This window comes from Serratia sp. BNK-4 (assembly GCF_048685115.1).
Taxonomy (GTDB): domain Bacteria; phylum Pseudomonadota; class Gammaproteobacteria; order Enterobacterales; family Enterobacteriaceae; genus Serratia; species Serratia bockelmannii.
The window spans coordinates 3,350,668-3,362,679 of the sequence record NZ_JBLQTM010000001.1; the positions used below are offsets into that span (position 1 = coordinate 3,350,668).

Here is a 12,012-nt window from a genome sequence, read left to right on the forward strand (position 1 = left end):
GGCGGGCGCGCCGAGGGGCCAATATGGCGAGCAGGATCAAGAATGCGTGGAAAAAATCGGCGGATTTTAACTCTTGTTACCTTTTTCTGTATTTCGCCGCATTTTGACCGGGCAACTACGCTTAATGACGTGACCTCACCCTTATTGAGCAGGAGCGACAGCATGAACGACCAGCAACGCCAGCAGCACGAGCCGGATGAGACAATGCAGGTAGAGAGCGAAGAGCAGGAACAGGGCAAACGCGAAATCGAAGTCAGGGAAGAGAATCTGCCGTCACGCGCGGCGGCGGTGCATGAACAGATCCGAATGGAAGGCGAAAAAGAGCTGGAGCGCGACGGGCTGGCGCTGCTGTGGTCGGCGATTGCCGCCGGGCTGTCGATGGGCGCCTCGCTGGCGGCGAAAGGCATTTTCCACGCCCGCTTGCCGGACGATCCCAGCCGCTTTTTCATTGAGAACCTCGGCTACACCTTCGGTTTTATCATTGTCATCATGGCGCGCCAGCAGCTGTTTACCGAAAACACCGTCACGGCGGTGCTGCCCATTATGCATAAACCCACGCCGCGCAACCTGCTTATCCTGCTGCGCCTGTGGGGCGTGGTGCTGCTCGGCAATCTGATCGGCACCGCGCTGGCGGCGCTGGCGTTTACCCATATGCCGCTGTTCGACGCCGAAACGCGCCGCGCCTTCATCAGCCTGGGCGAAGAGGTGATGCGCCATACGCCGGGAGAAATGTTCGCCAACGGCATCCTGGCCGGCTGGATCATCGCCACCATGGTATGGATGTTCCCGGCCGCCGGCGCGGCGAAAATCTGGGTGATCGTGTTGATGACCTACCTGGTGGCGATTTGCGATTTGACGCATATCGTGGTCGGCTCGGTGGAGATCCTGTATCTGGTGTTCAACGGCGCGATTGGCTGGCAAGCATTCGTTTATCCGTTCGCCCTGCCGACGCTGGCGGGCAACATCATCGGCGGCACCTTTATCTTTGCGCTGATCAGCCACGCGCAAATCCGCAACGATTTGAGCGCCAAAAATAAGGCGGCGCGCCTGCAAGAGGAAAAACGGCGCCACGACGGGGAAAAACCGTGATCGCCGTCGGTTAGCCGAGGAAATTTCGGCGCGAACTGGCGAGGTATTGAGCAAACGCGCCGCTAAGCGCTTATTCTGCGGGTAAAAAAAGGTATAATGCCCCGGCAGCTTCGGTTGCCGGTCCGCAGCGTCCCCGTAGTTAAACGGATATAACAAGCCCCTCCTAAGGGCTAGTTACTGGTTCGATTCCAGTCGGGGACACCATTCTTTCTCATCAAACCGTCCCCCATCATCTGTACCCGCAATCCCCCTTTTCCCTTGTTCAGTCCCGGATTCCTCCAAGCGTTATGATGGGCATTAGTTGAAAAACTTGATATCCGTCGGCGTTGAGATCGTCGCCGCCTCACCTCTGGCCTGCAACTCGCCCGTCTCATCATCGAAATCGAACAGCGTAACGCTATTGGTGAACACATTCGTGACATAGAGGCGGTTGCCGTCGGCATCAAAAGCGAGCGCCCGCGGTTCAATGCCGCCGGCCTCATAGCGCGTCGGCACGCCTGGCAGACCGTCCCTGCCTATTTTAAATACCAGCAGGTGGTTATCGGTACCGCGATGGGTGGCAATAAGATATCTGCCGCTCGGGCTCAGGATAATAGCCCCGCCGCTTTTCTCCTCCGCCGAATCGAGGCCGCCGTTCAGTTTCACTTTCCCTTGCCGCGTCAATCGATGATCGCTGACGGCAAACGCCTCGATCTCGCCCGCCATTTCAGTGATGACATAGGCGTATTCACCTTTCGGCGAGAACACCATGTGCCGTGGACCGGCGCCGGGCGCAAAGCCGACATCGCGCGACGTATCCGCCTGCAGCGGCTGCGCGTTATCCGGGCGATAGCGATAGGCGTGCAACTTATCGCCGCCGAGATCCGCCGCGTACAGGTATTGGCCATCACGGCTGAAGGTGGTGGAGTGCGCATGCCCGCCTTCCTGGCGCCCCTGCACGATGCCGGAGCCGGGTATAAACGGGTAATGCTGCACGCGTTCACCCAGTGTGCCGTCGCTGCGAATCGGCAATACCGTCACCCCCGCGCCGCCATTGGCGACGGAGTAGTTGGCGACAAACAGAAACTTGCCGTCCGGGCTGAGTGTGGCATGCGTCGGCTGCTGGCCCGCACTGCTCACCGTATTCAGCACCCGCACGCTGCCAGCGTCGTCTATTGCCAAGGCGGTCACCGTTCCCGCATCCTCTTCATTGGTGACATAGGCGAAACGACCATCGCGAGATTTTGCGATCCATGACGGGCTTTTCATCTTGATGACATTGAGCAGCGTTAACGTGCCGTCGACATTTACCCTCAGACGATAGAGCCCTTCACTGGGGAACGCCGGTTTCTGCACCGCAGGCGCATCCGGAATATGGGTCCAGGTACCGACTAACGCTATTTGTTGAGGCTCCCGATTATTGGCCATCGCATTTCCTGAAAACATGAAGAGGGTTAATGCCAGCATTAATTGAATGACCTGCCAGCCTAAACCGGCAACGTTCACCCAGCCAGACACAGACAACGTTAAAGGTAGCATACCGAAAGCGTAATGGTGTTTATTCATTGAACCGGGGGATTTCTCTACACTCATGATGTCTCCTTTTCTCAACGCTACACCACAGGAATCAGTATATCGACATTAACAACTTCGCTGTTTAAATGCTCGTTTCTATATAGCTCGATAAAAAAGCTTTCCCTCATTTTGACATTAATGGCCGGCAGGTAAGCGTCATAGATGCTTTCAAAAAAATCAATGTACTCAGGCAACGCTCCCATAAAGGGAATAACAATATATTTCCCTCTGGGTATGTAGAAGTTAAAAATAGAGTGAAAAACCTCTTGTTCCTTACTATTTGAATGCCATTTACCCGCTCTGGTTTTTTCCACACCATAAGCTTTTCCATTCTTGCTTAACCATTTTTCATTAGTCTGCGTAATGTCACTGGCATCTCTGTATTTCCTTATGGAATGGAAAATCAATGCTTTGTACTGCTTTAACAACTCAATATCATCCGGCATGACCGTGTGATAAAAATAGGGCTTATTGTCATTGCCATACGGTGGGATCTGGATGGAGAAATCCCATCCCCGGCTGTTTCTAAAGCTGTTGGGCGTTTCGCCAAAGAAACGTTTGAATGCCCGCGTGTAACATTGCTGAGAGGCAAAGCCCGATGCCAAGGCGACATCCAGTATGTTCCCTTGATGTTGTTTAAGCAAAATTGCGGATCGGCTCAGCTTTCTGTGCCTGATATAAGTTCCGAGCGTCATACCAAAATAATGTTTAAACAGCCGTTGCAAATGCCATTTAGAATACCCTGAGATAATAGACACTTTCTCGACGGAAAGCCCCTCTATAATATTCTTCTCCATATACTCTAATACCTGTAAAAGAATATCTTTCCGATAGTCCATGTGCGCTCCTTGCCTTTATAAAAATCGTGTCCTTTTCATTAAAATCGTTAACCAACCAAACCAAGTCATTAAGATTAATCCTAAAAAAAACCACCTTGGCAGCGCCATTTTTGCGGCATAGGAAAAGTCATTACTTAAATAACTGAAAATGATCATGTTATATAAATCCACCCGCAAAAAAACGGCAAAACAAAAACAACCCACATAAAGTGCTCCCGTCAAAGATGCATTTACATCTCCAGGGAGAATCACACTTTTTGCCAATTGTTTTATCTTAACGTGTTTTTTTACACTCCACTGGCATGGCCGAATAGGAATTTCATCATCACAAATCAAATCGTGATTTATTGTTTGGTCGGTTGATAAAATTATTGAACCTAATATGAAGAAGTAGGAACAATGTCGAGGAAGGATGCGGTGGATAAACGCAAGGCCTTAACCTCGGGCCAGATAATCGCAGAGCTTCATAGCGCGTTTCTTTTTTATCTTTTCCCAACAAAGCAGAATCGATGTTTCAACAAACCTTGTTCGATGCCCTACTTTACCTTCCACGCCAATTGGGGCGCCATTTATGCCTCGCTCTTCCCTCGTAACAGTGCCGTGTCTGCATACCCGTGCTTTGTTGCCACAGCACGGCAAAAAGCCCGGCTCGCCAGGCCGGGCTTTTCATTAACGGACTGATTAATCAGCCAGGTTGTCGATCTCTGCCGATCGGTGCTTGCGTAGCAGATTCAGCAGCAAAGATACCCGCCGCTCGGTGCGTTCCGGGGTATCCGGCGGCAGGTTGTAGCGCAAGGTGTAGCGCTCGTTGTTCTCGTTGCAAAAATCGATGACGAGCACGGGCGCGGACGCTCCCGCCACTTTTCGATAGTTCAGCGAGATGCACGACAGGTTTTTCCTCATCTCAACTTACCGCGACGGTACGGCGGGTTGATTCGGCAATCCGCCCCACGCCGGCGCTCAGCGCAGCGCCCAACAGCAGTATCAGCAGTGAGCCCCATGCGGCGCGAGACAGTTGTTTGGCCGCTTCATCAGCCGCTTCACGCGCTTTCTGCTCGGCTTCGGCCTTGAGTTTTTCCACCTTCTGCACCGCCTGCTGATAAGCCTGGGCGTAGTTATCGACGATTTGGCTCGCTTCATCACGGCTCTTGCCGGTGCGTGCCGCAACGATATTCACCAACGCATCCTTGTCGGCCGCACTCAACGTCGGCTCACCGGACTGCTTGACGCGTTCGAACCACTGCTTAAGCTCGGTAGCGGCCTGCGCCGGATCGGCAGCCGCGTCCATGGCTGATTGCTTGCCGTCGGCGGTCGCCCTATCGGCCTTCTGTTCCAACCGAGCCGGATCCAATTCCGGCTTGCCGGTCTGCTTGAGCGTGGCGTTCAACTGATTCTCCAGGCTTCCCCAGTCCAGGCTGATACCCTTTTTATCCAGCTGTTGCTTGAGGCCTTCACCCACGTTTGGCGCTGCCGCCGCCAGGCCGCTGCCCGCCAGCGAGAGCCCTTTACCCACCGCGCTGCCCGCCAGCCCCACCACGCCGCTTGCTAATGAAACCATCAGCCAGGTGGTCAGCAAGGTGGTGATCGCCCAGCTCAGCAGGCCATGCAAACCGCCGCGGTTCGGCGCAGTGCGTCCGGCGACGAACGCACCGGCGGCCAGCGATGCCAGCGTGGAAACCAGCAGCCAGATCCCGGTGCCGGTGCCAAAACCGCTCAGCGGATTGCCCTTTTGCATCATATCCACGGCCTGGGCACCGATAGCCGTACCCAGCACGCTGAAGATAAGATAAGTCACCAGCGCCACGGCACTCCCGGCCAATATCGAGCCCCATGACACCTGAAACGCAAAGCGATTTGATTCATAGACAGTGGTCATCGTTGTTCCTTATATTTTCTGGACAAGTGATTGCACGCACGGTGGATAACCGCGCAGACAAATTCAGTCTGCCGCGCGGTGGCGTCGGCCGTCCCAGTTCATTTGCGCCAGAATGCCTAGTGCATTCACACCCTGCGAATACGCACGTTATGCACTAAGCTGCTCAGCGAGTAGCGTAACCCGCGGCCCCGATCAGAGGCCGCTCCCCTTCTGTCTAGCGGAGAGCACATGAACCCATCCGTTCTGGCCAGCGAAACCCACCGCGGCCACCTGCAGCAAATCATCTCCGGCTTGTCCGACGGCGTGATCCTGACGGATACCGATCAAACGCTTCTCTGGGCTAACGAAGCCGCGTTGGCCATGCACGGCGTGAGCCACCAGAAAGCCCTGGGGGCTGATGCCGGCGAGTACGCGGCGCGTTTTGCACTGCGTTATCGCAACAACCACCCGCTGGCGCTGGAACAGTACCCGCTGAGCCGGGTTGCCGATGGCGAAACCTTCACCGATGTGGTGGTGGAGGTTCGGCAGGTCGACGATCCTGAGAGCTTCTGGGTGCACCGCCTGCGGAGCCTGATCATCACCGATGCGCAGGGGCAGCCGGAGCTGCTGGCGCTGATCCTGAGCGACGCAACGGAGTGGGCCAGCGCCGAACAGCGCTTTGAAAAAACCTTCAACGCCAATCCGGCGCCGGCGGTCATTTGTCGGCTAAGCGACCTGCGTTACGTCAAGGTCAACCAGGGGTTCCTCGATATGACCGGTTACCAGCGTGAACAGGTCATGGGGCGTTCGGTTTATGAACTCGACGTCTTGGAACAGGCAGAGCACAAAGAGCTGGCGGTTCAGCGCCTGGGGGAAGGCGCCACCATTCCGCAGATGGAGGCCGAGCTGAAACTGCCCGGCGGAGGAAGCAAGCTGGTGGTGGTTGCCGGTCAACCGCTGGATATCAATGAAGACGACTGCATGCTGTTCACGTTTACCGATCTCGAACCCCGGCGCCTGGCGGAATCGGCGCTGCGAGAAAGTGAAGAGCGGTTCGCCAAGGCATTTCGCCTGAGCCCGGTGCCGACGTTGGTGTGTACCGCAGACGAGAGGCGCGTGCTGGACGTCAACGAAGCGTTCACCCGCACCACCGAGTACGACGCCGAAGCGTTGATCGGCAAAACGGTCGATGAGATCCAGTTTATTGACGATCCCGAGGCGAACCGCCGTTTGTTTGCCGCACTGGAAAAAAGCGGCAACGTCGAAGGGCTGGATATCCAGGTGCGAAAGAAAGGGAGCGAGCTAATCGACTGCGTGGCCTCGGCGGATGCCGTCAGTATCCATAATGCGCCCTGCTACCTGTTGGTGCTCATGGACATTACTGAGCGTAAACGATCGGAGCTGGAGCTGGTGAATGCCATCGAAGAAGTGATGCAGGATGCCTCGTGGTTCAGCCAAACTTTGATCGAAAAACTGGCCAACGTAAAAAGCATCAACCGGCCCGACCAGGCTGGATTCACCACCAGCGACCTCACGCCGCGCGAGCGCGATGTGCTGGAATTGATTTGCGAGGGGCTGCCGGACAAGAAAATCGCGGCGCGTCTCAATCTGGCGCTCAACACCATCCGCAATCATGTCGCGACGGTCTATTCCAAACTCGGCGTGCACAGCCGCAGCGAAGCCATCGTCTGGGCCAGAGAGCGCGGGCTGTTTACCGGCGGAGCGGCCTCCAGGAATGGCAAGTAGCCTGCAAATGCACTACCCGCACCGATGCAAACGCCCCTTATGAGCGCAGAGTGAAGTGCATAACATGGCGGTGCAAATGCAGGCTTTCGCTCTGTGCGAACGCCAAACGGATCGAACCTTAGGAGCACATCATAATGAACAGCGAAAAAGCCAATGGCATGATGGACAAAGTGGCGGGCAAAGCGCAGGAAATCGCAGGCGACGTCAGCGGTAACGAACGTTGGCAGGCCGAAGGCGTCACGCGCCAGGCAGTGGGCGCGCTGCAAGAAAAATACGGCGACGCCCTGAGCTGCGCCGGCAGTATGATGAAGAAAAACCCCCTCGCCGCGTTGGCACTCGTTGCCGGCGCAGGTTTGTTGGCCGGCCTGCTGCTGCGTCGCCGTTGATTAGCGCCGACGATCAACCTGCTTTTCCCTGAATGTTGTGCCCGGTGGGTAACCACTGGGCACGGTTCTCTGGCCAGGCGGGGCTCAGCGTTATCGATTGCTACCTCCATCTCGTTGGCATCCGGGCTTAACGCGTACTCAACGTCGCCATGCGACGGATGATTATGGCGAAACCGTTATATCCCGCAGGGAATATGAGCTTTTATCGTTCAGGCTGCGGTACACCGCCTTTACTCGCTGCTTAACGGCACCTCTTTTTATTATATTCGTCCTATTGCTGATTATCATCGCCCCCACCGTCTGTTATTTCCGGTTGTTATGCAATTCTCTTCAACATATCGAAATCCCTCGGCATAAAAACCGAATAGATCAATCAGGCTGGGTTTATCCTCCGCGCCATTAAATGTTAATATTGCCAGATTGTGTGCACGGAGAAATAGCATGTTCCCCAGTAAAAAACATTCACAGCGGGCGACCCCGCTGACCAGCTATCAATTTTCCCGGCTGCATACTTTTGAATGCGTCGCCCGCCATTTATCTTTTGCGCTGGCGGCGCAAGAATTGTCGATCACCCCCAGCGCCGTAAGCCACCGCATTAATTTGCTCGAAAAGGAATTGGGCTTTCTGCTGTTTCAGCGCTTTCATCGCAGAATTACCCTGACGCCGGAGGGCGAGCGCATGCAATGGGCGCTGGACAGTTCCTTCAACACCTTGAATCAGGAAATTCTGGACATTAAAAATCGCGAGTTGACGGGAACATTGACCCTCTACTCACACCCGTCTCTGGTGCAATGTCTGCTGCTGCCGCGCATCGGCGACTTTATCGCCCAGCACCCCACCATTCACCTCAACATTTTGACCGGGCAGGAAATCATCAACCTGGCCAACCGCGGCGTGGACCTGGCGATGTACTTCGGCAAACTGCCCTCGGGGCGGCATCTGGACGAGGCCTTTATGCAGGAATCGATGGTGCCGATTTGCACGCCGCAGTACGCCGCTGCACATAACCTGTACGATGCGCCGGAAAACCTGGCTCACTGTACGCTGCTGCACGATCGCTACAACTCCGGCGAAGATGAGTGGCAAACCTGGTCACAACACTTTGCGTTGGGGCTGGATACCGACAGTAAAAGCATGGAGTTCGACCGTTCCGATCTCGCGGTACTGGCCGCCACACGGCACCTTGGCGTCGCCATGGGGCGGCTTAATCTGGTGCAGGACTGGATAAAAAGCGGCGAACTGATCATTCCGTTCACCAACATGACCGTGCCCTGTGAGCACTGCTATTTTACCTCGACCATTTCCGAACGGCAGTGGCCCAAGATCCTCGCGTTTAAGCAGTGGATCATGAAAATCTCCCCTCTGGTCTGATGGCCAGAGGGTTAGCGCTCTACTTTGGGGGAATAAGAAAAATGCAGCGCGCAGGCGTAGAGCCGGCCAGCCTTTGAATAAGAGATGTATTTGCGGCTTTTATCCCAAGCCAGCAGGGAGTTATTGGCAAAATAATAAACCTCCAATTGCATCCCATTCGCCAACCTCGACCAGCCTCGGCTTCTTATCACGGTAAAATCACCGTTATCGCTGAGCGTAATCAGCGGCACGCCCCAGGCATAGCGGGATATTTGCAACTGAATAATGAATTGGCTTTCGCAGCTTATTTGGTAGTTCTGTACATCAACATCCATAATTTATATTTTTGGTGCCACCCTTCGGTCAAAATAAATAAGATATGAACAACTCACCACGATTAACCCCAGCACGATCAGTACAGCACCCAATACAAACTCAATTTGCAGCGGTTCGCCGAGAATGACGACCCCCGCCAGGATGCCGAATACCGGCGTCATAAAGGTGAGAATGCCCAGCGAGGAAGCCTGATAACGGCGCAGCAGTGAAAACCAGATCAGGTAGCTGAAAAACGACACGATCACCGTTTGGAACAGCAGGCTGCTCCAGGCCACCGGGCTCAGGACGACGTGCAAATTGTCCGTCGCTATCGCCAACAGCGACAGCAGTACACTGGCGCCCATCAACTGGAATAGCAGCGTCTGTTTGGCCGGGCACTCCGCCAGACGCGTGGTACGGATCACCAGGGTAGAACCGCCCCAGGCGATCCCCGCCAGCAGGCCATAGAAATCGCCTTTCAGCCGATCGGCTCCGCCACTTCCGTCAGCCATGCCCGATATGGCCAGCACCACGCCGCCAAAGGCGATGAGCATGCCCAGCCACTGCACCGGCGACAGACGCTCCTGAGGAAGGAGAAAATGCAGACCGAGGGCGGAAAATAGCGGCGCGGTGTACAAAAACACCGCCATATGCGAGGCGCTGGTGTAGCGCAGCCCTTCGGAGACAAAAAAGAACTCCAGCGCGAACAATGCCCCTACGCTCAAACCGGCGCTCAGCGTGGCGCGATCCCAGGTGAAACACTCGCCGCGGCAACGCGCCAACAGGTATACCCCCAGCGCGGCGAGGCCCGAGCGAATGGCAATTTGCAGCACCGCCGACACATCCTGCTCGGCGGCCTTGATCGCCACCTGCTGCATCCCCCAGATGGCGCAAAGCAGCACCATGGCGGCGGCGGCCCTGCCGTCAATACCGACTCTTGCATTCATAATAGAATTCTCGCCACCGTTGAAATAATCACAGGCCACCGTAGAATTATTCTTTATACACCACGATTTCCTGATAAAGTTTAATAACCTCACCATCGCTGTCGACGGAGTCTGTATATTCAGTTTGCTGCGCTAAATGAATCACCCGCCATCCTTTACGCGCCAATTCCGGGATCGTCAGGCGCCCCACGCCGCGGCAGGTAAACAGGGTATCGTCAGATAACCTGAGCTTGCTAACCTCTGCATAATCATAAGCTTGAGAATGGCAAACGTGCGACTCCGCCGCCATCGCCGGTAATGAAAACAGCCCCACCAACAACATTAACAGATTTCTCATGGCGACCTCCCAATCGCTTATTCCTGCCGACCGATTACGCAGAAGAAGGCAAACGTTAATACGGCGGTGACAGGCTGAAATTAATTATCTCTTGCACGACTAAAATTACAGGCTGACGCCGATGACTGACAAATGAAAAATATAAACCTTGGCGTTAGATGAATTCATCCGAATCGAGAGACATAAATAATGGCGCTTTTCACCGCACGAAATGGTCAAAAACCGGCCAATAATTAGCAAGAAAAGTAATTATTTATCTCACCGTTTATGTTACAAATGCCGCCCGCCGCTAAAACACCAAAAAAACCGTCAAAATGCGTGAAAACGCAGCGTTCTGCGCAAAACATCGGCATGGCGGCGCTGATGGGGCGGTCATACATAAAACAGGGATAACACATGGCAATGAAATTGCGCGTAGTGACTCAAGCGGTGGCGCTGGGTCTGGCGATCGGCAGCGCGTCGTTCGCCGCTCAGGCAGAAATCACTCTGCTGAAGCAAGATCCACAGGCCGGCGATCCGCTCAGCCGCCTGAACTTTACCGTTGGCGGCAGCATCCGTCCGCAGTTCAACAACATGACGGGCGACGGTGACAAGGGCTCGTATAAGCGTAACGGCTTCGATGGCGGCACCCGTTTCCGTTTCGCAGCGGACTACTACCTGTTCGACGATATCAGCTGGATCAGCTACTACGAGCTGGGTGTGAACATTCCGGCGCTGTTTGACTGGGATCACCACTATGCCGACGGCGCGAGAAACACCAGCCGCCGTATGCTGTATACCGGCCTGAAAAGCAACACCTGGGGCCAGATGACCTTCGGTCAGCAAAACAGCGTTTACTATGACGTGGTTGGCGCCAAGACCGATATCTGGGACTACGACATGCTGGCCCAGGCACCGGGCAACGGCATCAACGGCGACTACGACGGCTCTTACCGTTCACGCAAAATGCTGAAGTACAAGAACCGCTTCGGCGATGCGGACGTTTACGCCTCGTACCTGTTCAGCGACAGCGACTACCTGCCGGGCAACGGCCTGCGTTATAAGCGCAAAGGCGGCGGCTCACTGGGTGTGGATTACCACATTACACAGGATCTGACCTGGGGTACCGCCTGGAACTACACCCGCGCCGAAATGCGCAACCCGTCCACCAGCGGCAGCAAGAGTTATGACCAGAACATTTTCGGTACCGCCATCAGCTGGAAACCGGACAACTGGACGCTCACCTTCGGCGGCGGTTACTACAACGACTTCCTGACCACCAAGAAAGCCGACGTCAACAATTACTTCGCCGGCGATGCGTGGGGTATCGAATACCTGGCCGGTTATACCGTGCCGGTGGGCCAGTACGCGGTGAAATCGGTGATGCCGTACTTCATGGGCGACCGCCTGGAATACATCAGCGGCCGCAACTACCAGCGCATCGACAACGGCCTCGGGGTTACCGTACAGTTTGACTACGGTTTCCGCGTTGACGTAGAGCACGTGCTGACATCGAGCACCGACAACCTCGGCGATATGACCGTGGTCCGTCTGCGCTACGATTTCTGATTGCTCAGAACGTAAAAAAGGCCGCGCAAGCGGCCTTTTTCGTTGT

12 protein-coding genes and 1 tRNA gene are annotated in these 12,012 nt (G+C 55.1%); 6 read left to right on the forward strand and 7 right to left on the reverse strand.

Features of this window, described 5'->3' with window-relative positions:
• Nucleotides 1-162: 162 nt before the first annotated feature.
• Both ACMGGW_RS16040 and ACMGGW_RS16045 read left to right on the forward strand, forming a co-directional pair.
• Nucleotides 163-1,089, forward strand: coding sequence for a formate/nitrite transporter family protein (locus tag ACMGGW_RS16040; protein ID WP_049294898.1), 927 nt, complete (start codon nt 163-165; stop codon nt 1,087-1,089).
• Between the two features lie 129 nt (nt 1,090-1,218).
• Nucleotides 1,219-1,293: transfer RNA gene (locus ACMGGW_RS16045), tRNA-Arg, on the forward strand.
• Nucleotides 1,294-1,386: 93 nt separating this feature from the next.
• Here ACMGGW_RS16045 and ACMGGW_RS16050 read toward each other — a convergent pair.
• The 4 genes from ACMGGW_RS16050 to ACMGGW_RS16065 form a co-directional block, all read right to left on the reverse strand.
• The gene (locus tag ACMGGW_RS16050; protein ID WP_346424138.1) at nt 1,387-2,661 is read right to left on the reverse strand and encodes a lactonase family protein; all 1,275 of its coding nucleotides are present in this window, start codon (nt 2,659-2,661) and stop codon (nt 1,387-1,389) included.
• A gap of 20 nt (nt 2,662-2,681) precedes the next feature.
• Nucleotides 2,682-3,482 (reverse strand): helix-turn-helix domain-containing protein, encoded by an 801-nt coding sequence (locus tag ACMGGW_RS16055; RefSeq protein ID WP_025303734.1) that lies wholly within the window; start codon nt 3,480-3,482, stop codon nt 2,682-2,684.
• A gap of 681 nt (nt 3,483-4,163) precedes the next feature.
• Nucleotides 4,164-4,385: a hypothetical protein gene (locus ACMGGW_RS16060; RefSeq protein ID WP_025303735.1), complete on the reverse strand. Its 222-nt coding sequence runs from the start codon at nt 4,383-4,385 to the stop codon at nt 4,164-4,166.
• 1 nt (nt 4,386) lies between these two features.
• Entirely contained in the window at nt 4,387-5,358 is a 972-nt protein-coding gene (locus tag ACMGGW_RS16065; protein ID WP_043140216.1) for a TIGR04086 family membrane protein, read from the reverse strand.
• Between the two features lie 228 nt (nt 5,359-5,586).
• Here ACMGGW_RS16065 and ACMGGW_RS16070 point away from each other — a divergent pair, with 228 nt between their 5' ends.
• From ACMGGW_RS16070 to dsdC, 3 genes are all read left to right on the forward strand, one after another.
• Nucleotides 5,587-7,083, forward strand: a complete 1,497-nt coding sequence (locus tag ACMGGW_RS16070; protein ID WP_025303737.1) for a helix-turn-helix transcriptional regulator — start codon at nt 5,587-5,589, stop codon at nt 7,081-7,083.
• Between the two features lie 134 nt (nt 7,084-7,217).
• A complete protein-coding gene (locus ACMGGW_RS16075; protein WP_025303738.1) occupies nt 7,218-7,469 on the forward strand; it encodes a CsbD family protein in 252 nt (83 codons plus the stop codon).
• 441 nt (nt 7,470-7,910) lie between these two features.
• Nucleotides 7,911-8,840 carry a DNA-binding transcriptional regulator DsdC gene (gene dsdC, locus ACMGGW_RS16080; protein WP_025303739.1) on the forward strand — a complete coding sequence of 310 codons (930 nt, stop codon included), beginning with the start codon at nt 7,911-7,913 and terminating at the stop codon, nt 8,838-8,840.
• 11 nt (nt 8,841-8,851) lie between these two features.
• Here dsdC and ACMGGW_RS16085 read toward each other — a convergent pair whose 3' ends face one another.
• From ACMGGW_RS16085 to ACMGGW_RS16095, 3 genes are read right to left on the reverse strand one after another with little or no spacing between them, the layout of a single operon-like run.
• A complete protein-coding gene (locus ACMGGW_RS16085) occupies nt 8,852-9,154 on the reverse strand; it encodes a hypothetical protein (RefSeq protein WP_141967486.1) in 303 nt (100 codons plus the stop codon).
• A gap of 3 nt (nt 9,155-9,157) precedes the next feature.
• A complete protein-coding gene (locus ACMGGW_RS16090; protein WP_197832398.1) occupies nt 9,158-10,081 on the reverse strand; it encodes a DMT family transporter in 924 nt (307 codons plus the stop codon).
• 46 nt (nt 10,082-10,127) lie between these two features.
• Nucleotides 10,128-10,418, reverse strand: coding sequence for a hypothetical protein (locus tag ACMGGW_RS16095; RefSeq protein WP_049200124.1), 291 nt, complete (start codon nt 10,416-10,418; stop codon nt 10,128-10,130).
• 396 nt (nt 10,419-10,814) lie between these two features.
• Here ACMGGW_RS16095 and ACMGGW_RS16100 point away from each other — a divergent pair, with 396 nt between their 5' ends.
• Nucleotides 10,815-11,966 (forward strand): porin, encoded by a 1,152-nt coding sequence (locus tag ACMGGW_RS16100; protein WP_025303743.1) that lies wholly within the window; start codon nt 10,815-10,817, stop codon nt 11,964-11,966.
• The last annotated feature ends 46 nt before the right edge of the window (nt 11,967-12,012 follow it).